The 26,597-nt window shown below is 43.3% G+C and carries 26 protein-coding genes; 3 read left to right on the top strand and 23 right to left on the bottom strand.

Features of this window, described 5'->3' with window-relative positions; genetic code table 11:
- Positions 1-11: 11 nt before the first annotated feature.
- The 3 genes from ACXYSL_RS04710 to ACXYSL_RS04700 form a co-directional block, all read right to left on the bottom strand.
- Complete coding sequence (locus ACXYSL_RS04710; RefSeq protein ID WP_458624093.1) at positions 12-1,607, bottom strand: hypothetical protein; 1,596 nt, start codon at positions 1,605-1,607, stop codon at positions 12-14.
- 11 nt (positions 1,608-1,618) lie between these two features.
- On the bottom strand, positions 1,619-2,029 hold the full coding sequence (locus tag ACXYSL_RS04705; protein WP_000412248.1) for a peptide deformylase: 411 nt from the start codon (positions 2,027-2,029) through the stop codon (positions 1,619-1,621).
- 103 nt (positions 2,030-2,132) lie between these two features.
- Complete coding sequence (locus ACXYSL_RS04700) at positions 2,133-4,829, bottom strand: cation-translocating P-type ATPase (protein WP_458624092.1); 2,697 nt, start codon at positions 4,827-4,829, stop codon at positions 2,133-2,135.
- A gap of 307 nt (positions 4,830-5,136) precedes the next feature.
- On the opposite strand from ACXYSL_RS04700, the gene mntE reads away from it, so the two are divergent.
- Entirely contained in the window at positions 5,137-6,324 is a 1,188-nt protein-coding gene (gene mntE / locus ACXYSL_RS04695) for a CDF family manganese efflux transporter MntE (RefSeq protein ID WP_458624091.1), read from the top strand.
- A 37-nt stretch (positions 6,325-6,361) separates the two neighbouring features.
- Here mntE and ACXYSL_RS04690 read toward each other — a convergent pair whose 3' ends face one another.
- From ACXYSL_RS04690 to cdaA, 8 genes are all read right to left on the bottom strand, one after another.
- Positions 6,362-8,233 carry an ABC-F family ATP-binding cassette domain-containing protein gene (locus ACXYSL_RS04690; protein WP_458624090.1) on the bottom strand — a complete coding sequence of 624 codons (1,872 nt, stop codon included), beginning with the start codon at positions 8,231-8,233 and terminating at the stop codon, positions 6,362-6,364.
- Positions 8,230-9,429, bottom strand: a complete 1,200-nt coding sequence (locus tag ACXYSL_RS04685; RefSeq protein WP_458624089.1) for a CCA tRNA nucleotidyltransferase — start codon at positions 9,427-9,429, stop codon at positions 8,230-8,232. The genes ACXYSL_RS04690 and ACXYSL_RS04685 overlap by 4 nt, the downstream gene beginning before the upstream one ends.
- A complete protein-coding gene (gene dapB / locus ACXYSL_RS04680; RefSeq protein WP_458624088.1) occupies positions 9,426-10,193 on the bottom strand; it encodes a 4-hydroxy-tetrahydrodipicolinate reductase in 768 nt (255 codons plus the stop codon). Before dapB ends, ACXYSL_RS04685 begins: the two co-directional genes overlap by 4 nt.
- A gap of 264 nt (positions 10,194-10,457) precedes the next feature.
- On the bottom strand, positions 10,458-11,306 hold the full coding sequence (locus ACXYSL_RS04675; RefSeq protein ID WP_458624087.1) for a DegV family protein: 849 nt from the start codon (positions 11,304-11,306) through the stop codon (positions 10,458-10,460).
- A 2-nt stretch (positions 11,307-11,308) separates the two neighbouring features.
- Positions 11,309-11,683 carry a DUF1149 family protein gene (locus tag ACXYSL_RS04670; RefSeq protein ID WP_001050095.1) on the bottom strand — a complete coding sequence of 125 codons (375 nt, stop codon included), beginning with the start codon at positions 11,681-11,683 and terminating at the stop codon, positions 11,309-11,311.
- Between the two features lie 73 nt (positions 11,684-11,756).
- Positions 11,757-13,109, bottom strand: a complete 1,353-nt coding sequence (glmM, locus tag ACXYSL_RS04665; protein WP_458624086.1) for a phosphoglucosamine mutase — start codon at positions 13,107-13,109, stop codon at positions 11,757-11,759.
- Positions 13,110-13,130: 21 nt separating this feature from the next.
- The gene (locus tag ACXYSL_RS04660) at positions 13,131-13,916 is read right to left on the bottom strand and encodes a CdaR family protein (RefSeq protein WP_458624085.1); all 786 of its coding nucleotides are present in this window, start codon (positions 13,914-13,916) and stop codon (positions 13,131-13,133) included.
- A complete protein-coding gene (gene cdaA, locus ACXYSL_RS04655; protein WP_458624084.1) occupies positions 13,903-14,760 on the bottom strand; it encodes a diadenylate cyclase CdaA in 858 nt (285 codons plus the stop codon). Before cdaA ends, ACXYSL_RS04660 begins: the two co-directional genes overlap by 14 nt.
- A 136-nt stretch (positions 14,761-14,896) precedes the next feature.
- On the opposite strand from cdaA, the gene ACXYSL_RS04650 reads away from it, so the two are divergent.
- Positions 14,897-15,865, top strand: a complete 969-nt coding sequence (locus ACXYSL_RS04650; protein ID WP_458624083.1) for an NAD(P)/FAD-dependent oxidoreductase — start codon at positions 14,897-14,899, stop codon at positions 15,863-15,865.
- A 32-nt stretch (positions 15,866-15,897) separates the two neighbouring features.
- Here ACXYSL_RS04650 and whiA read toward each other — a convergent pair whose 3' ends face one another.
- From whiA to ACXYSL_RS04605, 9 genes are all read right to left on the bottom strand, one after another.
- Complete coding sequence (whiA, locus tag ACXYSL_RS04645; RefSeq protein WP_000011266.1) at positions 15,898-16,809, bottom strand: DNA-binding protein WhiA; 912 nt, start codon at positions 16,807-16,809, stop codon at positions 15,898-15,900.
- Complete coding sequence (locus tag ACXYSL_RS04640; protein WP_458624082.1) at positions 16,806-17,783, bottom strand: YvcK family protein; 978 nt, start codon at positions 17,781-17,783, stop codon at positions 16,806-16,808. Before ACXYSL_RS04640 ends, whiA begins: the two co-directional genes overlap by 4 nt.
- A complete protein-coding gene (rapZ, locus tag ACXYSL_RS04635) occupies positions 17,780-18,670 on the bottom strand; it encodes an RNase adapter RapZ (RefSeq protein ID WP_458624081.1) in 891 nt (296 codons plus the stop codon). Before rapZ ends, ACXYSL_RS04640 begins: the two co-directional genes overlap by 4 nt.
- A gap of 51 nt (positions 18,671-18,721) precedes the next feature.
- Positions 18,722-19,102 carry a RidA family protein gene (locus tag ACXYSL_RS04630; RefSeq protein ID WP_001140420.1) on the bottom strand — a complete coding sequence of 127 codons (381 nt, stop codon included), beginning with the start codon at positions 19,100-19,102 and terminating at the stop codon, positions 18,722-18,724.
- A 9-nt stretch (positions 19,103-19,111) separates the two neighbouring features.
- Positions 19,112-19,699 (bottom strand): ribosome biogenesis GTP-binding protein YihA/YsxC, encoded by a 588-nt coding sequence (gene yihA, locus ACXYSL_RS04625; protein ID WP_000405196.1) that lies wholly within the window; start codon positions 19,697-19,699, stop codon positions 19,112-19,114.
- A gap of 8 nt (positions 19,700-19,707) precedes the next feature.
- Positions 19,708-20,940 (bottom strand): ATP-dependent Clp protease ATP-binding subunit ClpX, encoded by a 1,233-nt coding sequence (gene clpX, locus ACXYSL_RS04620; RefSeq protein WP_458624080.1) that lies wholly within the window; start codon positions 20,938-20,940, stop codon positions 19,708-19,710.
- Between the two features lie 201 nt (positions 20,941-21,141).
- Positions 21,142-21,648, bottom strand: coding sequence for a dihydrofolate reductase (locus tag ACXYSL_RS04615; protein WP_458624079.1), 507 nt, complete (start codon positions 21,646-21,648; stop codon positions 21,142-21,144).
- A gap of 118 nt (positions 21,649-21,766) precedes the next feature.
- Positions 21,767-22,441: a (d)CMP kinase gene (gene cmk, locus ACXYSL_RS04610; RefSeq protein WP_084938994.1), complete on the bottom strand. Its 675-nt coding sequence runs from the start codon at positions 22,439-22,441 to the stop codon at positions 21,767-21,769.
- A gap of 9 nt (positions 22,442-22,450) precedes the next feature.
- A complete protein-coding gene (locus ACXYSL_RS04605) occupies positions 22,451-22,957 on the bottom strand; it encodes an SAG1386/EF1546 family surface-associated protein (RefSeq protein ID WP_001040923.1) in 507 nt (168 codons plus the stop codon).
- Positions 22,958-23,002: 45 nt separating this feature from the next.
- On the opposite strand from ACXYSL_RS04605, the gene ACXYSL_RS04600 reads away from it, so the two are divergent.
- A complete protein-coding gene (locus tag ACXYSL_RS04600; RefSeq protein ID WP_162278922.1) occupies positions 23,003-23,206 on the top strand; it encodes a ferredoxin in 204 nt (67 codons plus the stop codon).
- An 82-nt stretch (positions 23,207-23,288) separates the two neighbouring features.
- Here the strand turns inward: ACXYSL_RS04600 and ACXYSL_RS04595 are convergent, their stop codons facing one another.
- The 3 genes from ACXYSL_RS04595 to ACXYSL_RS04585 all read right to left on the bottom strand — a co-directional run bounded on the left by ACXYSL_RS04595 (position 23,289) and on the right by ACXYSL_RS04585 (position 26,586).
- Entirely contained in the window at positions 23,289-24,251 is a 963-nt protein-coding gene (locus tag ACXYSL_RS04595; protein WP_162278921.1) for a glycosyltransferase family 2 protein, read from the bottom strand.
- 4 nt (positions 24,252-24,255) lie between these two features.
- Positions 24,256-25,275: a UDP-glucose 4-epimerase GalE gene (gene galE, locus ACXYSL_RS04590; protein ID WP_096422563.1), complete on the bottom strand. Its 1,020-nt coding sequence runs from the start codon at positions 25,273-25,275 to the stop codon at positions 24,256-24,258.
- A 207-nt stretch (positions 25,276-25,482) separates the two neighbouring features.
- On the bottom strand, positions 25,483-26,586 hold the full coding sequence (locus ACXYSL_RS04585) for an NAD(P)/FAD-dependent oxidoreductase (protein WP_084938992.1): 1,104 nt from the start codon (positions 26,584-26,586) through the stop codon (positions 25,483-25,485).
- Between the last annotated feature and the right edge of the window lie 11 nt (positions 26,587-26,597).

Below are 26,597 nucleotides of genomic sequence, written 5' to 3'. Positions count from 1 at the left end.
CGAGGTTTCTTTTACTTGACTTTAAAGGTCTTGAGATAATTATCCTTTCCAACTTGACCTTCGAAAGATTGGCCATTTTCGAGGTAAGGAAGGTCGTCTGACACTGAAGCCTTGACCTTGTATATCTTGCCATCAACTTTAAAGAAGTAGACGGTGTCACCCTTGATAACAGCTGATTTAAGGTCTGAGACGATACCTTTAATGTTTTCTACCGTTTCATTATCCAGCTCGAGGTCATTTTTATTGGCATATTTGCTGAGGAGTTCGTCTACCGTAGCTGCTACGATGACGTTTTGGTACTCCACTGCATCGACCAAAGCATACTCCTTGACCAAGCCTGCATTGTCCTTCAAACCCATGATATAGAGCGGTTTGTCATTGAGATTAACAAGGATAGGGAAGGTAGCCTTGTAGGCCTTCTCCTGAACGGCTCCTTCAGCTGAAGCACGGGCAGATTCTTCGGTTGCTGAAGCTAGATTGTACTTGGTGATTTCACCAGTGCGCATGTTTTCAAGGATAAATCCTAGATTACTTTCGTCAGCATTTGCTGAAGTCACACCCGTGTAGAGATAAATGTCATTTCCGATAGAAAGATAGTTATAGCCCTCTGTTGTTTGGGTAACATTTTTCTTAGAAATCAAGGCATTCCAGAAACCATCTTTATACTTGCCGTTGTAATTGATTTGTTCGATGGTTTCTTCTGCTGGATAGACACGGTCCACCCATTCTGGCACTTCATCCAAGCTGTATTCCTTAGTTTCTCCATTAGTAGCGTCCAAGATAATAACAGATGAAGGTCGAGGTACTCCTAAACCAAACTGTTTTTGATAGACGGTTGCTACATAGAAAGGATTGCCATCATCATCCACCTCAAAAGACGGGGTTTTAAAAATCTTGGTCGGGTACTTTATTCGAAGATGGCGTTTGACGTCACGGTTAAAATACTCGGAGTCCGAATACTTCATCGGTGTTTTTAAATCTACCAATTCCGCATTTCCTGTCACCATATCAACCTTGATATACTCGCCAATCCCCTTGGCTTGATTGTTGAACCATTTAATCGGATCAGCATATTCCAAAGGGGTCACCCGATAGGGCTTGCCATCAACTGTCAGCTGGGTATAAGTATCTGCTGCTACGTACTGGGAGACCTTATCCGTCAGAGACCCCAGGTAACGGTCACCAATCTTTTCTGCAGTGCTCCGATCTAGGATTGGAACCTTACTGGTATCACTCTTAGGAAAATCTTTAAAGTCTTTTTCTGTGATGGACACCACATTAGCATAATTTTTTGCTTGGAAAAAGCTAGAAGTTACTAGGCTTACCAGACCAGCAAGGGCAAAGATAAGTCCCGCGGCCAGCAACAATCCTCCACCTAGTCTATTAAAATGAAGCCCTTCTAGATTGAGTTCGTTGGCAACCTTGCCATGACGTACATGAACCGTCTTGAGAAGATTGATATCCCTTCGAAAACTAAACAAAATTCCCATCACCACCAAATGTCCGCATAGGAAAAAGATAAATTCCCAACTCGTAAGATTAAGTGGTGGTAAAAAGATATACCAGGTCGTTGCGATAAAAACAAGTTCAAAGAGTATGCGTTTCATCTGAGTTCCTCCTAAATAATTCGTCCTTCCAAATGATCCAGTTCATGTTGGCAGATCTGAGCTGGAAAACCTGTCAGTGTAATGGTCTGTTCCTGCCACTTGCTATCGCGATAGGAAACCGTAATCGTTTCATAGCGAGTCGTTGACCGTACCCCAGTCAAAGACAAACAACCTTCCTCTGTCTCGTAAGGATCTTCAGAGGAAAGGAGAATGGGGTTAAACATAACTATGGGAACCAAGCCAAGATTAAAGATAATCACCCGCTTCTGCACCCCAATCATATTTGCCGCCAGACCAACACAGGTCTCGCGATTGGCTAGCAGGGTATCCTGTAAATCTCTAACCAGATAAAGGTCTTCCTGACTTGCAGCTTTCGAAACTTGCGACAGGAATAAGACATCTCGGACAATTTTCTTTTCCATTTCTTTCGCTCCTTGCCATTTCACTTTATTATAGCATAAAAGTGGATAACTCCTAACTATTCTCCTCAAATGCAAAAAAAGCCATCCGAAGATGACTTTCTTTTTAAATCGCGTTCTTATCAAAACCAAGCTTGCGTTGAACAAACTTAACGATTTCGACAATAAGTATCATTGAGAAGCTTCCAGCCAGAACAATGGCCCATTGTGACAAGTCTAGTTTGGTTACGTGGAAGATGCTTTCTAATGGGTCGATAACAATAGTTGATGCTAGTAAAATAAATGAAACCAAGATTGACCAGTTGAAAGTTTTAGATTTAAATGGACCAACAGTCAAAATAGACTGGTAAACAGATTTTACATTGTAGGCATGGAAGAGCTGGATCAAACCAAGTGTTGCAAAGGCCATAGTAAGAGCATCAGCGTGGATAGCTTTATTGTCACCCACATGAACTGGGTAAAGAAGGGCAAGACCATAAACAGCCAGAACAAGGGCACCTTGAAGGAGACCTTGATAGATGATGGAACTCATGACCCCACCTGAGAAGAAGCTTGACTTGCGTCCACGTGGTTTGTGGGTCATAACACCTGGCTCAGCTGGCTCAACGCCAAGAGCGATAGCTGGGAAGGTATCCGTTACCAGGTTAATCCACAAGAGATGAACTGGCTGTAGGACATCCCAACCAAACAAGGTTGACAGGAAGATGGTTAATACTTCAGCCGTATTGGCAGAAAGAAGATACTGAATAGTCTTTTGAATGTTTGAGAAGACCTTACGTCCTTCTTCAACTGCGACGATAATGGTCGCAAAGTTGTCATCCGCAAGAATCATATCAGAAGCCCCCTTAGAAACCTCTGTACCAGTTATTCCCATACCGATACCGATATCAGCTGTTTTCAGAGCTGGCGCATCATTAACACCATCACCTGTCATGGCAACGACCTTACCTTGATTTTGCCAAGCTTTCACGATACGAACCTTGTGTTCTGGAGATACACGCGCGTAAACAGAGTATTGACCAACTACTTTTTCAAATTCTTCATCTGAAAGTTCGTTCAATTCCGCACCTGTCAGAACATGGTCCGCCGTATCTTTTTCATCAATGATTCCCAGACGTTTGGCAATGGCTTCCGCTGTGTCTTGGTGGTCACCAGTGATCATGATTGGACGGATTCCTGCTTCTTTAGCCACACGAACGGCTTCTGCTGCTTCGGCACGTTCAGGGTCAATCATCCCAATCAAACCAGTAAAGATCAAGTTGTTTTCAAGCTCTTCAGAAATGGGGTTTTCTGGAATGCCGTCTACAATCTTATAAGCACCTGCAAGGACACGCAAAGCTTGGTGAGCCATGTCAGAGTTGTTTGTATGGATTAATTCAGTGACTTTCTCATCAATCGGAGCAATATCTCCAGCCTTGTCACGAGCAACACAACGTTTCAAAAGTTGATCTGGAGCCCCTTTGACTGCTACGAGGAAACGACCATCTGGCAATGGATGAACCGTTGACATGAGTTTACGATCTGAGTCAAACGGCAATTCAGCTACACGAGGATATTTCTCTAAAAATCCTTTAACATCATAGCCCTTGTCCAAGGCATACTGGATGAAGGCTGTTTCCGTTGGGTCACCAATCAGGTTTCCTTCCGCATCAATCTTGGTATCATTAGCCAAGACAACTGAACGAAGTAGTGGCATGTCCAAGCCAAGTTCAATGTCATCAGCAGAGTCATGTAGGACTGCATCATAGAAGACTTTTTCGACTGTCATCTTGTTCATAGTAAGTGTACCAGTCTTATCAGAAGCGATGATCTCAGTCGAACCAAGCGTTTCAACTGCTGGCAACTTACGAACGATAGAGTTTCGTTTTGCCAAAACTTGAGTACCAAGGGCAAGAACGATGGTCACGATAGCAGGAAGTCCTTCTGGGATGGCTGCAACAGCAAGCGCAACAGAGGTCATCAACTCACCAAGTGGATCTTTGCCTTGGATGAAGACTCCAACTACAAAAGTAACAAGGGCAATAACCAAAATTGCATAGGTTAAGACCTTAGAAAGGTTGTTCAAGTTTTGTTTAAGAGGTGTATCCGTCTCATCAGCATCTTGGAGCATGCCAGCGATATGACCCACTTCAGTATACATACCTGTATTGACAACAACACCAAGACCACGACCATAAGTCACGTTTGAGTTTTGGAAGGCCATATTGACACGGTCACCAATACCAGCATCTGCAGCAAGCTCGACTGTCAAGTCTTTTTCAACTGGAACAGACTCACCTGTCAAAGCCGCTTCTTCGATTTTAAGAGAGTTGGCTTCTAGCAAACGTAGGTCTGCTGGTACCACATCACCAGCTTCAAGGGCAACGATATCTCCTGGCACCAATTCTTTGGAATCAATCTCTGCCATGTGCCCATCACGAATAACGCGAGCAGCTGGACTGGACATAGACTTGAGGGCCTCGATGGCTTCTTCTGCTTTTCCTTCTTGGTAAACACCAAAGGCAGCGTTGATGATAACCACGGCTAGGATAATGATGGCATCTGCGATATCTTCCCCACCAGAAGTTATGACTGATAAGATAGCTGCAGCAATTAGGATGATAATCATCAAATCCTTAAACTGTTCAATGAATTTAACCAAGAGAGATTTTTTCTCACCCTCTTCCAGTTCATTGCGTCCATATTCAGCTTGGCGTTTTTGCGCTTCGCTTGACGAAAGGCCTTGCTCAGTTGCTTCAACTGACTTCAAGACCTCTTCAGGACTTTGAGTATAAAACGCTTGGCGTTTTTGTTCTTTTGACATGCGTCTCCTCCTTGACATTGTGTGCAAAACAAGTTCTCTTTTTGTTTTATGACAAACAAAAAGAGACTTGTTAATCATAACAAGTCTCGCTGTTTAAGATAGGGCCGGAAGGTATACTTTGCAGTACACAATTCGGAATGACGACACTATCACAGGTTTCTGCCAGCTACTCCCTTGAGTAGTACTATTATATCAAAATTTGAAAAGTTTTCAATCATTAAAATTCGATGAAGGTGGACTAAATTTGAATTTTCCCGCAAAAACCAGTATAATGAAAGAATATTACTTATACTGAAAAGGAAGTTTGATGAAACAATCAATCTCAAATCTCAAGTTAGCTGAGCGTGGTGCCATTATCAGTATCTCGACCTACTTATTCTTGTCTGCGGCAAAATTAGCAACTGGTCATCTACTTCATTCATCCAGTTTGGTAGCGGATGGTTTCAACAACGTATCCGATATTATCGGAAATGTTGCTCTTCTGATTGGCATTCGGATGGCCCGCCAGCCTGCAGACCGTGACCACCGCTTTGGACACTGGAAGATTGAAGATTTAGCTAGTTTGATTACTTCCATCATCATGTTCTACGTTGGCTTTGATGTGCTTCGGGATACCATTCAGAAAATCCTCAGTCGGGAACAAACGATTATCGATCCTCTGGGAGCATTTCTAGGAATCATTTCTGCAGCGGTTATGTTTGTCGTTTATCTCTATAACACACGCCTCAGTAAGAAATCCAAATCCAAAGCTCTAAAGGCAGCAGCTAAAGATAATCTTTCCGATGCAGTCACCTCGCTTGGTACTTCCATTGCTATCCTAGCCAGCAGTTTTAATTATCCGATTGTGGATAAATTAGTCGCTATCATCATCACTTTCTTTATCTTAAAGACAGCCTATGATATCTTTATCGAATCGTCCTTCAGTCTTTCAGATGGTTTTGATGACCAGCTACTAGAAGACTACCAAAAGGCCATAATGGAAATTCCAAAGATTAGTAAGGTCAAGTCCCAAAGAGGGCGTACCTATGGTAGCAATATCTACCTTGATATCACGCTGGAGATGAATCCTGATTTATCAGTCTATGAAAGTCACGAAATTGCAGACCAGGTCGAATCCATGCTAGAAGAGCGTTTTGGAGTATTTGACACCGATGTCCATATCGAACCTGCTCCTATACCTGAAGATGAAATTTTAGACAATGTCTACAAAAAACTACTCATGCGCGAGCAATTGATTGACCAAGGAAACCAACTAGAAGAACTCCTTGCTGAGGACTTTATCTATATCCGTCAAGATGGAGAGCAGATGGATAAAGAGGCCTATAAGGCTGAAAAAGAACTTAAAGCTGCAATTAAGGATATTCAGATTACCTCCATCAGTCAGAAAACCAAACTTATTTGCTATGAGATGGACGGAATCATCCACACCAGTATCTGGCGTCGCCATGAGACTTGGCAAAATATCTTTCATCAAGAAACCAAAAAAGAAGAATAGAAAAATCCTGTCGTAATGACAGGATTTTTCTATTCACCTAACTATCAAAGTCACTTAGGTATTCATAACGTTCGTATTTTTCAAGGAGTGCTTCGTTTTTCTCATCTAGTTCTTTTTGAAGAGTAGCTAGTTTACCAAAGTCAGAGCCGTTTGCCTGCATTTCTTCTTCAATAGCAGCGATACGATTTTCCAAGGCTTCAATATCGCCTTCAATGCTTGCCCACTCCTGCTTTTCTTGGTAGGTCATGCGTTTCTTGTCTTCACGAACCTTGACCACTTTCTCCTTTTCTGCCTTTTGCACTTGATTGGCCATATCAGTTTCAAAAGCTTTTTCATCAAGGTAGTCGGTGTAATGACCAAAGAAAGGACGAATCTTGCCATCCTCAAAAGCGAGAATCTTGGTCGCTACCTTATCTAGGAAATAACGGTCGTGGCTAACTGTCAAGACAGGACCCGCAAAGCCCTGCAAGAAATTCTCCAAAACTGTCAAAGTTGCAATGTCTAGGTCATTTGTAGGCTCGTCCAAGAGAAGAACATTTGGTTTTTCCAAGAGCAATTTGAGGAGATAAAGGCGTTTTTTCTCTCCCCCAGATAATTTCTCAATCAAGGTTCCATGCGTCGAACGTGGGAAGAGGAACTGCTCTAGCAACTCTGCAATGGAAGTCGTAGAACCACCACTAGTCTTAACCTCCTCTGCTACTTCCTGCAGGTAATTGATGACCCGTTTGCTTTCATCCAAGCCTTCGATTTGTTGAGAAAAATAGGCGATGCGAACAGTTTCCCCTCTCACAACTTGTCCTTCAGTTGGCTCAAGACTTCCTGCAATCAAGTTGAGTAGGGTTGATTTCCCAACACCGTTGTCCCCAACGATACCGATACGGTCTTTAGCTTGCACCAAAAGGTTAAAATCTTGCAAAATCGGCTTGTTCTCATAGGCGAAGGAAACATTCTGAAACTCGATGACTTTTTTTCCAATCCGACTGGTTTCAAAGTTCATGGTCAAGTCTGCCTCAGCAACGCCGCCTGAAACTTCTTTTTTCAAGTCATGGAAACGATTGATACGAGCCTGCTGCTTGGTCGCACGCGCTTGCGGTTGTCTGCGCATCCAGGCTAATTCTTGCTTATAGAGTTGTTCTTTTTTGTGGAGCATAGCTACGTCACGCTCATCCTGCTCTGCTTTGAGGCGAACATAGTCCTGATAATTTCCCTGATACTCGGTCAAGCCTGCTCGGTCCAGCTCGAAAATTCGCGTTGACAGCGCATCTAGGAAATAACGATCGTGGGTGATAAAAAGGACGGTTTTCTTGGAATTTTTCAAAAAAAGGGTCAGCCACTCAATGGTCGCAATGTCCAGGTGGTTGGTCGGCTCATCCAGAAGCAAGAGGTCGTGGTTTCCTAGGAGAACTTGCGCCAACTGAACACGTCTTCTCAGACCACCTGACAATTCACCAACTGGAGTCGACAAGTCCTGAATACCTAGCTTGCTGAGAACCGTCTTGACCTGGCTTTCAATTTCCCAAGCTTGGAGAGAGTCCATCTCTGCCATGACCCGTTCCAAACGAGCCTGCTTGTCCTCACTGTAGTTGAGCATGATCAACTCATACTCACGAATCAGCTGAATTTCCTTGAGGTCGCTGGACAGAACCGTATCCAAGACCGTCTTGCTATCATCAAAGTCTGGATTCTGGGTCAAGTAACCAATCTTATAATCATTCTTAGCTGAAAAGGGGCTAACGTCCCCATCAAAGCCAGAAGTGCCAGAAAGGACGTCCAAAAGGGTTGTCTTACCCGTTCCATTAACACCAATCAGACCAATTCTATCCAAGTCATGGATGATAAAAGAAATATCCTTAAAAACGGTCTTGTCACCGACGGATTTACTTAGTTTTTCAACGATAAAATCACTCATTTTTTCTCCCTCAGGTAAGCATGGATTGCTTGACGATCATTTTCCAATTCTCCATCGACAATGGCAAACTCAATCTCTGTTAAAATCTCTCCCAAGTCTGGTCCTGGCTGGTAACCATATTCCTTAATCAGAACTCCTCCGTTAATCTGGATTTCTTTCTTATCATGAATGGTCAAACTCTGGTAAGTTTCTGTGATGGCTTGTGGGTTGACTTCTTTCCCTTGAGCCTGACGAAGACTTTCAGCTTGTAGAAGGGAATCCAAGTCAAAGCGGTAACAATCGCGCTTGCTCAGTCCTCCCTTTTCACGAAGGGTCAAAATGGTCAGCAAATCCTGTACTTGCTTGGCAAACTGGCGTGAGGTTTTCCAAGCTTTCAAAAATGGCTGTGCATCTTTAATCTCCAAAGCCCACAAGAGAGCCGCCCAGGCTTGTTCAGAAGATTCAAAAGTGAAATCAGTCTCCAAAACAAACAGTCTGTTGAGCTTGTCCTGGCTTCCTGCCATGTCTGGAAGATAGTCATAAGCTCGACTCTCAATCATGGAAGACAGACCAACTCGCCAAAAAGGAGCCAGCAAGAGTTTATCAAACTCAACAAATGTACGCTCTACAGAAATTTTCTCCAAGAGTGGCGTCAAAGTCTTCATCGCCACAAAAGTTTCTGACTCAAGTTTAAAACCAAGACTGGCCTGAAAACGAAAACCACGCATAATACGCAGAGCATCTTCGTTGAAACGTTCACTAGCTACTCCAACTGCTCGTAAGACTTGGTTTTCCAAATCCTCTAAACCCTGAAACAAGTCAATAATTTCGCCTGTCTCATCCAAGGCAAAGGCATTAACTGTGAAATCACGGCGCTTGAGGTCTTCTTCTAGCGAACGTACAAAGGAAACCGCGCTGGGTCTGCGATAGTCCACATAGACATCTTCGGTCCGAAAGGTGGTTACCTCATACTCCTCGTTCTCTTCTAAAACTAAGACGGTTCCGTGCTCGATTCCGATATCGGCTGTTCTCGGAAAAATCTGCTTGGTCTCCTCTGGATAGGAAGAAGTCGCAATGTCCACATCGTGAATGGGACGATTGAGGAGGGCATCTCGAACAGAGCCCCCAACAAAATAGGCTTCAAAGCCTGCTTCTTTAATTTTTTCTAATACTGGTAAAGCCTTCTGAAATTCAGAAGGCATTTGCGTTAATCTCATAATAAGTGTTCTAATCCATAGACAAGCTCATGACGCTTGACAACTTCTTTGATTCCCAAATTCACCCCTGTCATGAAGGAGCTGCGATCATAGGAGTCATGACGAAGGGTCAATCCTTCCCCCTGATTGCCAAAGATGACTTCCTGATGGGCTACCAAGCCTGGTAGACGGACTGAGTGTATGCGCATGCCATCAAAGTTAGCACCACGAGCACCTGCAATCAATTCTTCCTCATCAGGCGCACCTTGCTGGATTGATTCCCGAACTTCCGCCATCAACTCAGCTGTTTTGATAGCTGTTCCACTCGGAGCATCTTTTTTCTTGTCATGATGGAGCTCGATAATCTCCACATTTGGGAAATATTTGGCAGCCTGCGCCGCAAATTGCATCAGCAAGACAGCTCCCAAGGCAAAGTTAGGGGCAATCAAGCCACCCAAATCTTGTTCACGGGAAAATGCTTTGAGTTCTGCAATTTCTTCACTAGTGAAGCCTGTTGTTCCAACCACTGGAGCAAAGCCATTTTCAAGAGCAAAGCGTGTATTTTCGTAGGCAACAGCTGGAGTTGTAAAATCTACCCAGACATCCGCTTCAAAACCAGCCAAGTCAGCCTTATCATTGAAGACAGGAATTCCCTGCCATTCTGACGCAGACTCAAACGGATCCAAAACTGCGACCAAGTCCAAGTCCGGATCAGCCAAGACCATCTGACAGGCAGCTTGGCCCATCTTTCCCTTAAACCCGGCAATAATTACTCGAATACTCATCTCTACTCCTGTCTAAGATACAAAGCCTGTAAGAACACAAAGTGAAAATAGGAGTTCTGATCAAGGAGTGTCTCCTCCTTGGAAGAACTATCTTTTTCACACAGGGTTCCAGGCGTGTTCAATTATCAAGATACAAAGGACGTTAGCTGCCCATGAAAAATAGGAAATAGCGCTGACTTTCCACGAAAGGAAAGACAGGCATCTTTTTTCAAGAGGCAGGCAGGCCATGTTCAATTTCTAAGATACAAAGCTTGTAAGAACAATCTAGACGACTGGCGTATAGCTTAAAGCGATACTACCTTCTCCAAGGTGGGTTCCAATGACACTACCAAAGGTTGCAATTGGAATCTCAGCAGTCACACCACTCTCCATCAAAAGCTGACGTAAGTCCGCTGCCTTTTGAGGAGCATTGCCATGTATGACTGTGATACGGTAATTCCCATCTTTTGTCGACTCTTTGATGATTTCCACCAAACGTTTGATTGCCTTCTTTTCTGTACGAACTTTTTCGTAAACTTCAATCACTCCTTGGTCATTAAAGTAAAGGATAGGCTTGATACTGAGGAGATTCCCTAAGATAGCTGCCCCATTTGACAAACGTCCTCCCTTAACCAAATGATCAAGGTCATCTACTATGATAAAGGCTGAATTATCAGCAATTTGGATAGCCAACTTCTCCTGAATCTGGGCAAAATCATCGCCTTGTTCTGCCCATTCAAAGGCACTCTCTACCATAAATCCTAGAGGGGAACTTGTGATATGGGTATCTGGAAAGGCAATGGTCAAGCCATCATACTCATCCAACATGTATTGGATGTTCTGATAAAAGCCTGAAATTCCTGACGAAAGAAAGAGTCCCAAGACATGGGTATAGCCTTCATCTTTCAAGGAACTTAGAATCTCATCCAATTTGGCAATACTTGGTTGACTAGTTTTAGGCAATTCTGCAGACTGAGCCATTTTTTGATAAAATTCCTCAGCAGTCAGATTGACACCTTCAACATACTCCTCCCCATCAATATTGACAGGAATATCCAAGATAAATAGATTCTCTCTTTGCAGCGTCTTCTCCTCTAAATAGGCTGAAGAATCTGTAATGACAGCTAATTTCATGACTAAAACTCCAAATTGATCCCTGGAAGATCCAAGGCGATTTCTGTTACTTCATACGTCAAACGGTTGAGCATGTTCAAGCATGGACGTGCCAAGGTTTCAACTTCTTCTTGGTTAAATTCACTTGGTTCGTTAACAATACGACCTTCCACATGGTTAACTTGAGAAATCGTTCCACTGATAACAAATTTGTCAAAGACAATCATAAAGCTCAAGATAACAACTAGCGAGGTTACTTGGTTTTCTTGGTCGTATTGGAGCAACTGGAAATTCACATCTACCTTGGTTTCAGGAGCCCCATTTTCATTTTCCCATTCAAAGTTACGAGCATCAAAGTGATACTGGCTAACAAATTCTTGTTCTCGTTTAAGATTCATTTCTCTCTCCCATTGCTACAATTTACTATGCAATTGTACCACATTTTTATCATTTCATCTAGTTTTCTAGTCTTTAGTCAATACCGATCTCATCTTTAACAACAGTAGCAATCGTATCTACATAGTAATTGACTTCTTCTGTTGTAGGTGCCTCTGCCATAACTCGCAAGAGAGGTTCGGTACCACTTGGGCGAACAAGGATACGGCCGTTTCCTGCCATTTCTCCTTCCATCTTTTCGATGATTGCCTTGATGGCTGGTACTTCCATGGCTTTTTCTTTCATGGCATTTTCCACTCGGATATTGACCAGTTTTTGTGGGTAAATCGTTACTTCTGATGCCAGTTGAGACAAGGTTTTACCGGTTTCCCGTATAACTTTTGTTAGTTGAACGGCAGTTAACTGTCCATCACCTGTCGTATTGTAATCCATCAAGATAACGTGACCAGACTGTTCACCACCAAGGTTATAGCCTGATTTTCTCATTTCTTCGACGACATAGCGGTCACCAACCGCAGTGACAACCTTGTTGATACCTTCACGATCCAAGGCCTTATGGAACCCAAGGTTAGACATAACCGTTGTCACGATGGTGTTTTGAGCTAACTGGCCTTTTTCAGAAAGGTATTTCCCGATGATGTACATGATCTTATCACCATCAACGATGTCACCATTTTCATCAACAGCAATCAAACGGTCACTGTCTCCGTCGAAGGCTAAACCAATAGCTGACTGGCTTTCTTTGACTACTTCTTGAAGAGCTTCTGGGTGAGTTGAACCAACATTCAAGTTGATATTAAGACCATCTGGTGTCTCACCGATAACTGTCAACTGAGCACCAAGATTAGCGAAAATCTGGCGAGCACTTGTAGACGCTGCACCGTTCGCTGTGTCCAAGGCCACTTTCATTCCTTCAAGAGGAGTTCCAGTTGAAACAAGGTAGCCCTCGTACTTACGCAAACCTTCTGGATAGTCCACCAAGGTTCCTAAACCTTCTGCACTTGGACGAGGAAGAGTATCTTCAGCAGCATCTAGCAAGGCTTCGATTTCTGCTTCTTTTTCATCATCAAGTTTGAAACCATCCCCACCAAAGAACTTAATTCCATTATCAAGGGCTGGGTTGTGGCTAGCGGAAATCATGACACCCGCACTAGCTCCCTCAGTTTTAACCAAATAGGCTACTGCTGGTGTTGCAAGGACACCGAGTTTGTAGACGTGAATCCCTACTGAGAGGAGACCCGCTACCAAGGCAGATTCTAGCATTTCTCCTGAGATACGTGTATCACGTCCTACAAAGACTTTAGGGGCTTCTGTTTCGTGTTGGCTAAGAACATATCCACCAAAACGGCCTAGTTTAAAGGCCAATTCTGGTGTCAGTTCTACGTTTGCTTCTCCACGGACTCCATCGGTCCCAAAATATTTACCCATTTTATTTATCATCCTTTTCTATTATTGTTGTTTAGACGAATCTGATTTTGTTTCTGAACTCGTTGAAGACGAACTGCCTTCTGAGGAACTTGTTGACGAGTTACTTGAACTAGACGTTGCTGTTTTTGTTGTAATTTTCATAGTTGTGTCAAACGGCATAATGACGCTTGGTAAGACATTTCCATTTTTATCGACTGCTTGTAGAGGAACAGAGGACGAGTAGTTTCCAGTTATCCGTTCACTCGTCGGTAAGATAGCAATGACACGATCTACTTTGGAGAGGGTTTCCTCATCACTAATAACCGTTACTTTTTCATCTGATACAGTAACTGTATCGATTTTCACGCGAGAATCAATCTGACTAGGGTCAATCTCCGGCACAACAATGACATTGTCTCGTTTTGCTTTTTTACCGACCTTAACTGTTATCTTTTGCGGTGTCGCAACAGCCGTCAAACCACTCGGTAAATTTTCAATAGTCAGAGGAACTTCGATGGTTCCTACACTGGCATCAGAAAGATCAGCCGTCACCTTAAATTTGCGGGTACTTTCCTGCATCTCACTCGCTAAAGCAACTCTGTTTGACCCTGTTAGAAAGACCGTCACCTCAGATGTAAAACCACTGATAAAATACTGATCACTGTCATACTGAATATCAATTGGGACATTAAGAACTGTGTTTGTATAAGTCTCCGTCCGCACCTGTCTGGCACTGTTGCTATTCTGATAGTTTGTCAATGTTGCATAGATAAAGAGAATGCAGGCGAAAAAGAAGGAAGAAATGATATATAGACTATTTTTTCTCATGTTTCAATCCTCCTAGCAAGCGCTCTTTCAGACCTTGCTTTTTCTCTGATTTTGGAAGTAAGATTCTTCTTAACTCCGATTCAAACTCTTCCAAGGTCAAATCATGCTTAAAGACTCCATTATAGGTGATGGAGATTCCACCCGTTTCTTCCGAAACCACAAAGGTAAGAGCATCTGATACTTCCGACAAACCAATCGCCGCCCTGTGACGCGTTCCAAACTCCTTGGAAATCCCGGTATCTTCAGTCAAGGGTAGATAGGCTGAAGTTACAGCAATCCGGTCTTCCTTGATAATGACAGCACCATCATGCAAGGGAGTGTTAGGAATAAAAATGTTGATGAGCAATTCAGCTGAAATCTTGGCATCTAGGGGAATCCCCGTCGAGATGTATTCCTGTAAAGTTCTCACTCGCTGAACAGCTACCAGAGCACCAATTTTACGCGGGCTCATGTATTCGACTGATTTGACAAAGGCACGAATCATTTGCTCTTCTGCGCTAATTGGGGCATTGGAGAAGAAATCAGTAGCCCGGCCCAACCGCTCTAGACCCGTCCGAATCTCTGGTGAAAAGATAACCACCGCTGCAATCACCCCGTAGGTGATGATCTGATTGATCAACCAGGAAATAGTCGTTAAACCAATCATATTGGAAAGAATCTGGGCTAGAATAAAAACTAAGACTCCACGGACCAATATCATAATCTTGGTGCCTGCGATAGCTTTAGTAAAATGATATAAAATATAAGTCACAATGAGAATATCAATCAGATTGGTGACTATACTCCAAGGACTTGAAAACAAACTCGTCCAGTATTGTAAATTGGATAATTGTTGAAAATTCATCCTTGGCCTCCTCCCTGTCAAAACACTTTACTCATCATTATATCATTTTTTGCCTATTTTTTCCCTATCCTACCTCATTTTAAATTAAGCAAAAATATGATAAAATAAACTGACTAGAAAAAACAAAGGAGAAATCATGTCTCAACTCTATGATATTACCATTGTAGGTGGCGGTCCTATTGGGCTCTTTGCTGCCTTTTATGCCCACCTACGCCAAGCCAAAGTCCAAATCATCGACTCTCTTCCTCAACTCGGTGGTCAACCAGCCATCCTCTACCCTGAAAAGCAAATCCTTGATGTGCCAGGTTTTCCAAACTTAACTGGAGAAGAGTTGACCAATCGCTTGATTGAACAGCTAGACGGCTTTGAAACACCTGTTCACCTCAACGAAACCGTTCTTGAAATTGAGAAACAAGATCAAGGATTTACCATCACAACCAACAAAGGTAGCCACCTGACTAAAACAGTTATCATTGCCATGGGTGGTGGTGCCTTCAAACCACGTCCGCTCGAATTGGAGAACGTTGAAGACTATGAAAATATCCACTACCACGTTTCCAATATCCAACAATACGCTGGTAAGAAGGTGACCATCCTTGGTGGGGGAGACTCAGCTGTGGACTGGGCTCTAGCTTTTGAAAAGATTGCCCCAACTACTCTCGTTCACCGCAGAGATAATTTCCGCGCCTTGGAACATAGTGTGCAAGCCCTGCAAGAATCGTCTGTAACCATTAAAACACCGTTCGTCCCTAGCCAACTTCTCGGAGATGGAAAAACACTCGACAAACTAGAAATCACCAAAGTTAAATCAGATGAAACCGAAACTATCGAAGTAGACCACCTCTTTGTCAACTACGGCTTCAAATCTTCTGTCGGTAACCTTAAAAACTGGGGTCTGGACCTCAACCGTCACAAGATTATCGTCAACAGCAAGCAAGAATCTAGCCAAGCAGGTATCTATGCTATCGGCGACTGCTGCTACTATGAAGGAAAAATTGATTTGATTGCGACAGGACTGGGGGAAGCTCCAACAGCTGTTAACAATGCCATCAACTACATCGACCCTGACCAAAAAGTGCAACCAAAACACTCAACAAGTTTATAAGAAAAGAACCACGGATTGAACAATCCGTGGTTTTATAATTCATCTGCAATCTTGTTTATTTTTCTAAGTCTGTGATTGACGCCACTTTTGGTTAGGGGATTGCTCAGGCTATCCGCCAACTGCTGGATAGAGTAGTCTGGGTGCTGGATTCGCAACTGAGCCACCTCTTGCAAATCCACAGGTAAATTTTCCAAACCCATTCTATCTTTGATTTTACTGATATTATTAATGGTCTTCATACTGGCAGAAACCGTCCGAGCGATATTGGCTGTTTCAGCGTTATTGGCTCTATTGAGATCGTTACGAGTTTCACGCAAAATCTTGACACGCTCAAAATTATCACGCGCCTGCATGGCCCCAATCACGATCAAGAAATCCATGATGTCTTCTGCACGCTGGAGATAGGTAACTGCACCTTTCTTGCGTTCAATAACCTTGGCGTCCAATAAAAACTGCTGAAGGAGAGAGGCCAATCCTTGGGCATGGTCCAGATAAACAGAACTAATCTCCAACTGGTACTTGCCAGACTCAGGATCTCGGATGCTACCATTTGCCAGAAAGGCCCCACATAAGTAAGCACGACCAGCCTCCTCATCCGCTAAGATATCGGGATCAATGCCTGTCTCCAAACCAAAGAAGGAATCCGCAAGCCGCAAATCAGCTAAAAGCTCCTGCACCCTCTCATCGGTATAGACCGTGTAGACACGATTTTTACGAAGATTGCTTCTCTGATGGTGTCGAATTTCTGACTTAATATCATAAAAATGGAGAAAGGACTCATAAAGGTGCCGAGCTAACTTGGCATTTTCAGTCACGACGGACAAGGTCAAGCCTGAAGTCGAGAGACCGATACTGCCAGACATCTTGATAATGGCCGACAGTTCATGGCGACTGAGATGATGTTGACCAAGAATTTCCTCTTTTACTGCAACTGTAAAACTCATTTTCTCACCTGTATGATGCGCATCAATTCATCTACAATCAAATCGCCATCATGGAAGGCTCCTCCATTTTCCAAACGAAGGAAGTTGGATGAAATCACACGAGGAACCTGTTTGCAAAGACCAGCAAAGTCATGCTCTACCTGAACCAAATACTCATCAAAACGGTTGGTATCCATGTATTCTCTAGGTACCTTTTCGATATTGACCAAGACCGTATCAATAAAAGGCCGACCTAGATGGCGATGGAGGACTTCCACGTGGTCACTGTCTGAAAAGTGCTCTGTTTCCCCACGCTGGGTCATGATATTGCAGACATAGGCGATTTCCGCCTTGGTTTCCAAGAGTGCTTGCCCAATCTCCTCAATGACAATATTTGGCAAAATTGATGTAAAGAGTGAACCAGGCCCCAAGACGATCATGTCACTCTCGAGAATAGTATTGACTACTCGACGGCTGGCTTGGGGTGTTTCATCATCCAAGGTATTGGTCACATAGACATGGTCGATCATGCCTGGATGATCTGCAATGTGGCTCTCACCTGCCACCTCAGAACCGTCTTTAAAGACTGCATGCAGTGTCAAAGGATGATCGCTTGAGGGGTAGATTTTTCCTGTTGTGTGGAAAAAGAGACTTAGCAGCTGCATGGCATTATAAGTGGACCCTTGCATTTCAGAGAGCCCAGCTATGATGATATTCCCCAGTGGATGACCCGCAAAAGCACCAGCGTCTTCTGAAAAACGGTACTGAAAAACCTTCTCATAAAATTTAGGCATATCCGACATGGCTACCAGAACATTTCGAAGATCACCTGGTGGTGTCAGTTGTTGGATATTCTTTCTTAGCTCACCAGAAGAACCACCATCATCAGCTACCGTTACGATGGCTGCGATATCAACATCCTTTTCCCGCAAGCTTTTTAAAATGACGGGGATACCAGTTCCTCCACCAATCACCGTTATCTTTGGTTTTCTCATGAACGGTTTACCGTTTCCTTTCTTCTGTCTTTGTCACGATGGCTTTCATTGACAGGCCAGTTTTTGGATAAATCCTCAGCTAAGCGCTTGGCAAAGGCTACACTACGGTGCTGCCCACCTGTACATCCTACTGCAATGGTCAAAACGGACTTGCCTTCTTTTTTGTAACTTGGCAAAATAGGCTCAATCAAGGCGAGTAAGTGCTGATAGAAACTTTCAGACTCTTCATGATTCATCACATAGTCATAAACTGCTCGATCCTCACCTGTTTGATTCCGGAGCTCCGGAAGGTAGTATGGATTTGGCAAGAAACGGACATCAAAGACCAAGTCTGCATCAATAGGGATACCATACTTGAATCCAAAAGACATGACTTCGATACGGAAAGACTGGGCTTGCTCTTGGTCTGAAAATTGCTCTGCAATGGTTTTACGAAGTTCACGCGGAGTGAGTTCTGTCGTATCCACCACATTTTGGCTCATGTTTTTCAAAGGTGCTAAGAGTTCACGTTCCAGCTTGATGCCATCTAAAATTCGACCATCTGCTGCTAGAGGGTGACTTCTTCTCGTTTCCTTATAGCGTGCCACCAATTCCTTATCTTTTGCATCCAAAAAGAGAATTTTGAAATCCAATTCATCTTGGTTTTCCAATTCATCCAAAACAGCTTGAATCTCAGAAAAGAAGGAACGGCTCCGCATATCCACTACCAAAGCCAGTTTGTGGTCATCATCCTTGGTCTCTACCAACTGCAAAAACTTTGGCAAGAGGGCTGGCGGCATGTTGTCAATCGTGAAATATCCTAAATCCTCAAAGGACTGAATGGCTACTGTTTTCCCTGCGCCACTCATCCCTGTCACAATCACCAGGTGAAGTTGTTTCTTTGTCATCTATCTCTCCTTATATCAAAAAAAGTTTGGCAGAGCCAAACTTCAACTAGCTTATCCAATCTCTGCGATCACTTCAATTTCGACTTTTACATCACGAGGAAGACGTGCAACCTCTACAGCTGAACGAGCTGGAAACTCCTCTTTAAAGGCAGTCTGGTAAACCTCGTTAAAAGGAACAAAATCGTTCATATCGCTCAAGAAGCAAGTTGTTTTGACAACATGGTCAAAGTCTGTTCCTGCTTCAGCCAAAATAGCACCGATATTTTTCAAGACTTGTTCTGTCTGTTCTTGGATCGTTTCTCCTACAATTTCTCCAGTTTCAGGAGATAGAGGAACTTGACCGCTAGCAAACAAAAGATTACCAACGATTTTCCCTTGGACATATGGTCCGATAGCCTTTGGAGCCTTATCTGTATGAATTGTTTTTGCCATTTCTTTCCCTCACAATTTTTCTAATATTGCATCCCAAGCCTGATCCATCCCTGCCTTGCTGACAGATGAAAAGAGGATGAAGTCGTCACTTGGGTCAAAGTTTAATTTCTTTTTGATTGCTGATTCGTGCTTATTCCACTTACCACGAGGAATCTTGTCCGCCTTGGTCGCAACGATGATAACCGGAATCTCATAATACTTGAGAAATTCGTACATCTGCACATCATCTGCTGATGGGTCATGGCGGAGGTCAACCAGACTGACCACCGCACGGAGATTTTCACGAGTTGTGAGGTACTCCTCAATCATGCGGCCCCACTTTTCACGTTCCTTTTTGGAAACGCGGGCATAGCCATAACCTGGTACATCCACAAAACGCATCTTGTCATCAATGTTAAAAAAGTTAAGGAGCTGGGTTTTCCCAGGTTTCCCTGATGTACGGGCAAGATTTTTGCGGTTCAGCATAGTGTTGATAAAGCTAGACTTGCCAACATTTGAACGCCCTGCAAGGGCAATCTCTGGGAGGTCATCCTGCGGATAGTGGGACTTATTAGCCGCGCTGAGCAAGATTTCAGCATTGTGTGTATTGATTTCCATAGTCACCTCTAGGCTGTTTCCAGGATCGGTTTATCCGTTCCATCAACAGCTTCTTTAGTGATGCGGACCAATTTCACATTTTCCTGACTCGGTACTTCAAACATAACATCTAGCATGGTTTCTTCGATGATGGAGCGAAGACCACGCGCACCCGTTTTGCGTTCGATGGCTTTATTAGCGATTTCTTGAAGGGCTTCGTCGTCAAATTCCAATTCAACGTCATCATAAGAAAGCAAGGTTTGGTATTGTTTGACCAAGGCATTTCTTGGCTCTTTCAAGATGCGAACCAAGTCATCGACCGTCAATTGCTCAAGAGCAGCAAAGACAGGCAAGCGTCCAATCAACTCAGGAATAATACCGAATTTTTGAATATCCTCTGCGATGATTTCTTGCATGTAAGAGCTGTTTTCGTCAATCGCTTTGCTATTTTGACCAAAGCCAATAACCTTTTCACCCAGACGTTGTTTAACGATTTCTTCGATGCCATCAAAAGCACCACCCACGATAAAGAGGATATTCTTGGTGTCCACTTGAATCATCTCTTGTTGTGGATGCTTGCGTCCACCTTGAGGCGGCACACTAGCGACAGTTCCCTCGATAATCTTAAGAAGGGCTTGTTGCACACCTTCACCCGAAACGTCACGTGTGATAGACACGTTCTCACTCTTCTTGGCAATCTTGTCAATTTCATCCACGTAGATAATCCCACGTTCTGCACGTTCGATGTTAAAGTCAGCGGCCTGCAAGAGTTTGAGGAGGATATTTTCCACGTCCTCACCCACATACCCAGCCTCAGTAAGAGCTGTCGCATCTGCAATAGCAAAAGGTACATTCAAGCTCTTAGCCAAAGTCTGAGCCAAGAAAGTTTTCCCAGAACCAGTTGGACCAATCATCAAGATGTTTGACTTCTGCAAATCCACATCTTCTGACTCTTCACGCGTATCGTGGAAATTGATGCGTTTGTAGTGGTTGTAAACTGCCACTGCCAAGGCACGTTTGGCACGATCCTGACCGATCACATAGTGGTTCAAGATATTGAGGAGCTCGATTGGTTTCGGTACTTCAGACAAGTCTGCCAAGACTTCCTCAGCCAACTCCTCCCGAATGATTTCCTGAGCCAATTCCACACATTCATTACAGATAAAGGCATTGTTCCCAGCGATTATTTTCTTTACTTCTTCTTGGCTTTTGCCACAAAATGAGCAATAAACCATCATATCATTTTTCCTATTTGTAGGCATGATTTCCTTCCGTTCTAATTTATCATTCTATCTAAAATAAGGTCATATAAAAAGCGTGGACACTGTTTACTAGATTGGTAAAAGCATTCAACCAGAGTAAGGCAGACAGTCCATAGCGCTTCTTACGAAAAGCCTGTGCTCCAGTCAAAATACAGATTACACACAAAAAAGCTGTGAAAAATCCAAATATACTGCGCTCCATTAGACTTCCTTTCTATCTCGGTATTCGATGGTAAAATCATAGTCATTTTTCTCATCTCGGGTGTAAGATTTGCTTGAGACTGTCTCAAAACGAGACAAGTCAAACTCCTCAGGAAAATAGGTATCTCCCTCCACCTGAGCATGAATCTGTGTCACGATAATTTCATCTAAATACGGCTCAAAAGCCTGAAAAATCTGCTTTCCGCCGATGATATAAAGATTTTTTTCCTGACTCTGATACCACGCTAAAACAGACTCCACATCTTGAAATACGAGCGCCCCATCTATGACTTCTTCGCTATTGCGCGTTAAAATCAGGGTTTGCCGTTTGGGAAGCAGACGACGTCCCATGCCATCAAAGGTCACTCGCCCCATCAGTATAGCATGATTTAAAGTTGTTTCCTTAAAATGTTGCAACTCTGCCGGCAAATGCCAAGGGAGACGATTTTCCTTCCCAATCACACCTTTTTCATCCTGGGCCCAAATGGCTACAATTTTCTTTGTCATGCTTCCATCCTTTTCATTGATACTACTATTTTATCAAAATTCTCCCAAAAAGACTGTTTTCAAATACTCCCTAAAGAGAGAAAAGAAGCAGGCTAGCCTTAGCCTGCTTCACCTGTCACTAGGACATATATTTTTTTGCTTCTGATTCAATTTTTTCGACCACTTCTTGGATACTTAGTCCAGTTGTGTCAAGGTAAACTGCATCCTCAGCCTGTTTGAGAGGCGAGGTTTCACGATGACTATCCTTGTAGTCACGCGCAGCAATCTCTTCTTTCAGCGTTTCCAAGTCAGTCTCAATCCCTTTAGCAATATTTTCCTTGTAACGACGCTCTGCTCTTTCTCCAACAGAAGCTACTAGGAAAATCTTGAGTTCAGCTTGTGGTAAAACAACCGTCCCGATATCACGCCCATCCATGACGATACCACCTTGCTGGGCAATCTCTTGCTGGAGCGAAACCAGTTTCTCACGCACCTCAGGAATGGCAGCAATGCTTGAAACCTTGTTGGTCACTTCATTTTCACGAATCGGATGCGTAATCTCAACATCCCCTACAAAAACAAGTTGCTCACCTGTTTCTGAACGACCAAAACTAATGGGGTGTTGGTTAAGAAGCTCAAGAAGTTGGTCTACATTTCCCGCATCCAACTGGTGCTTGAGCGCTATATAAGTCGCAGCACGATACATAGCACCTGTATCGAGATAAGTGTAACCAAAATCTTTAGCGACAATCTTTGCGACCGTACTCTTACCACTCGAAGCTGGACCATCGATAGCAATTTGAATTGTCTTCATGACCGACTCCTATCTTGTCTTGATCACATCACCTGGGTTGGCAAACCAAGATCCAGATGACATGTGAGAAGGATTTAGGGCTTCTAGCTGGGCAATGGAAATCCCTGCACGTTGAGCAAGAGCTGCCTCACCCTCTCCAGGATGCACTGTGATTGTTCCCTCTCCTTCTGTGTGTTCTTCTGAACTGCTCTCTGAAGGAGTTGTTTCAGAAGAAGATGTTTCTTCTACCTTGCTACTTGAAGATGACGATGCTTCTACTTTAGAACTTGAACTTGTAGAAGGAGACGATGTATCATAGAAGTCCTTCAAAGATGAAGTACGATTGCTTCCTCCGGTTGATAAGTAAATCAATACAACTACCATCGCTACAACAATCACAAAGAAGAGGCTAGCTAGAACGGTTAAGACACGATTCGCAACAGCACCTTTTCCTTTTTGTTTACGGCGACGACGCTCTGATCTTGATTCTTCCTCACTATTTTCATAGATATCTTCTTGCCATGGTTCCTTTGCCATACCTTACTCCTTGTATTTTTTAAACTTTCTTATTACAATATAAATATGAAACTCACACTTATACCTGAACGGTGCATCGCCTGCGGGCTTTGCCAAACCTATTCTGAACTCTTTGATTACCACGATAATGGAATCGTTCGATTTTGCGATGATCCAGTTGAATTGCAAAGAGAAATCGCTGAGAGCAGCGATGTTCTAGAGGCCATCAAAAATTGTCCTACACATGCACTTCTAAAAGATCCATCATAGTTTAAAAGGGAGATTGATTTTGTAGATTCTCTTTATCACTTTAATCCCTTCACCTACTAGTTTAGCATATTTCTAGGTAAAATTATAGTCTTTTCCGGTTATTTTTTCCTTCAAAAATAGAAAGATCACTTTTTTCTTTGATGAGGAAGAGTGGTCTTTTTTTGGTTTCCAGGTAAATCTTACTGATATACTTGCCCAGAATTCCAATGGTCAGAAGTTGAATCCCCCCAAGAAAGAGAATGACAGCCATCAGAGAGGTCCAGCCAGATGTTGGATTTCCCAAAATGAGAGTCCGAAACACTACAAAAACAGTCATCATAAAAGAAATAAAACAAGATAGGAGTCCAGCTACAAAGGCTATACTCAAGGGGAAATCTGAAAAATTGAGAATCCCTTCAATCGAGTAGAAAAAGAGCTGTCTAAAACTCCAACTGGTCTTGCCAGCCTGTCGTTCAACGTTTGGATAATCAAGATAGTGCGTTTTAAAGCCCACCCAGGCAAAGAGCCCTTTAGAGAACCGATTGGACTCGGTCAGGGTTAAAATAGCATCTACCACAGACCTTCTCATCATGCGAAAATCACGGACACCTGAAGGCAAGGCCACTGGGCTAATTTTTTGCATGAGGCGGTAAAAAAGATCAGCACAGAAACTGCGAAAGAAGGGTTCTCCCTCCCGACTAGTTCTCCGTGTCCCAACACAGTCCAAGTCTGCATTTTGGTCTAGTAAGGCTTTCATCTCAAGTAGCATGCTAGGAGGATCCTGGAGGTCTGCATCCATCACCACCACCAGGTCTCCAGTTGCATGCTGCAAGCCTGCGTACAGAGCTGCCTCCTTCCCAAAATTTCGTGAGAACGAGATATAATGCACCGCAGGATTTTGCTCTCGATAAGCCTTCAAAAGCTCTAAGGTTCCATCGCTTGAGCCATCGTCTACAAAGACATACTCGACCTCTGCTCCCAGGTCAGGAAGCAAATCTTCAACAGACTGATAAAAAAGAGGAAGTACTTCCTCTTCATTTAAACAGGGGACAATGATTGAAATCATTATCTTAGTCTTCAAATCCGTTTGGATGCTTACTTTGCCAACGCCATGCGTCTTCACACATTTTCGTGATATCAAATTCTGCTTCCCATCCGAGTTCTGCTTTGGCTTTTGCAGGATCTGAATAACAGGCAGCGATGTCTCCTGGGCGGCGTTCTACGATGCGGTAAGGAATTGGATGTCCTACTGCTTTTTCCATATTTTGAATAATTTCAAGAACAGAGTAGCCTTTGCCTGTTCCAAGGTTATAAATGTTAAGGCCAGACCCCTTTTGGATCTTTTGTAGAGCTGCGACGTGTCCTTTTGCAAGGTCCACTACGTGGATATAGTCACGAACACCAGTTCCATCTTCCGTATCATAATCGTCTCCGAAGACTTGTACTTGCTCTAATTTTCCAACAGCTACCTGAGTCACATATGGTAAGAGATTATTTGGAATACCGTTTGGATTTTCTCCTAAATCTCCACTCTCATGTGCTCCGATTGGGTTAAAGTAACGAAGCAAGACCACATTCCATTCTGAGTCTGCTTTGTAGATATCAGTCAAAATTTCCTCTAACATAAGCTTAGTACGGCCATACGGATTGGTCACTGAAAGTGGGAAATCTTCTAAGATTGGAACCGTGTGAGGATCTCCGTAAACTGTCGCAGAAGAGCTGAAGATGATATTCTTACAGTTTGCTTCTTCCATAACTTTTAAAAGACTAAGAGTTCCAGCGATATTGTTGTCATAGTAGGCAAGAGGGATACGGGTTGATTCGCCAACAGCCTTCAAGCCCGCAAAGTGAATCACACCAGTCGGTTCTTCCTGCTTGAAAATATCTCTTAGAGTATCTGTATCACGGATATCTGCCTCATAGAAAGGCACTTCAACCCCTGTAATTCTCTCAACAACTTCTATACTTTTACGATTGCTATTGACAAGATTATCCACTACAACCACTTGATGACCTGCTTGGATCAACTCAATAACAGTGTGGGTTCCGATAAAACCTGCTCCACCTGTTACCAAAATTTTTTCTTGCATCTTTTTTCCTCTATTCTCGAATCATTTTTTCTTATTTTACCATTTTTGATAGGGAATGTCATTTGCCATCCTAGAGGGGAGGCTAAAATTTCAGTAAAATGCTTATACTCTTCGAAAATCTCTTCAAACCACGTCAGCTTCACCTTGCCGTACTCTAGTATAGCCTGCGGCTAGCTTCCCAGTTTGCTCTTTGATTTTCATTGAGTATTATTCACTTTTTACTCGTTTGACATAGTTTGCAATTGGATAATTTACTGGATCCAAGGTCAACTCCTTATCTTGGATCAGTTGAGCTAAGTGGTAACCAATGATAGGACCCGTTGTCAGACCTGATGACCCTAGTCCGCTAGCAGCATAGACACCTGCTAAGCCTGGGACTTGCCCAAAAAATGGCGAGAAATCACTGGTATAGGCGCGGATTCCCACACGCTCACCTCTTATAGTAGCTTCAGCCAAGGCTGGGTAGTGAGGCAAGGCCGCATCCTCCATTTGTTGGAGCAAGGTTTCATCCACCGTCAAATCAAATCCCATATCATTTTCATGAGTAGCGCCTAAGGACAATTTCCCACCTGCAAAAGGGATCAAATCCCACTCCCCTTCTGGCATGACAACAGGGTATGATTCCATGTCTTGGGCAAGCTGATAATCTCGGAGTTGCCCCTTTTGGGGACGAACATCTACCTCATATCCTAAAGGTTCCAAAATGTCCCCCAACCAAGCTCCCGTCGCTAGAATAAGCTGATCAAACACCTCTTCGCCAATCTGATAGCCAGTTGCTAAAGGTGTCAGACTCACTTTTTCTTTGACCAGCTTGACTTGACTGGCTTCTAGCAAACGAGTCACTAATAGGTGGCCATCCACCCGTGCCCCACCAGAAGCATAGAGCAGGCTGTCAAATCCCTGCAAACCAGGGAATAATTCATTTGTAGATGCTTGGTCTAAAATGGCTAATTGACCTATCAAGGGAGATTCTTCCCTACGCTGGAGTGCTAGTTCATAGAGTTCTTCTAACTTGGATTCATCCTTTTTCAAGAGAAAAACTCCCGAACGCTGGTAAAAGTCGGTTTCCTGTCCTGACTTTTCTAAATCAGCCAACAAATCCACGTAAAAGTCAGCTCCCAAGCGCGCCATCTTATACCAGGCTTTATTACGGCGTTTTGAAAACCAAGGACTGATAATTCCCGCTGCTGCCTTGGTAGCCTGACCTTGACCATGGTCAAAAACGGTCACCTCTAAATCTGCTTCTTTGGAGAGGTAGTAGGCAGCAGTTGCCCCTACAATCCCTGCTCCAATAATGGCAACTTTTTTCATTGTCTTCACTT

Source organism: Streptococcus sp. V913, from assembly GCF_054353455.1.
Note: the sequence above shows the minus strand (reverse complement) of the source record. Positions and strands in the feature narration are given on the sequence as shown.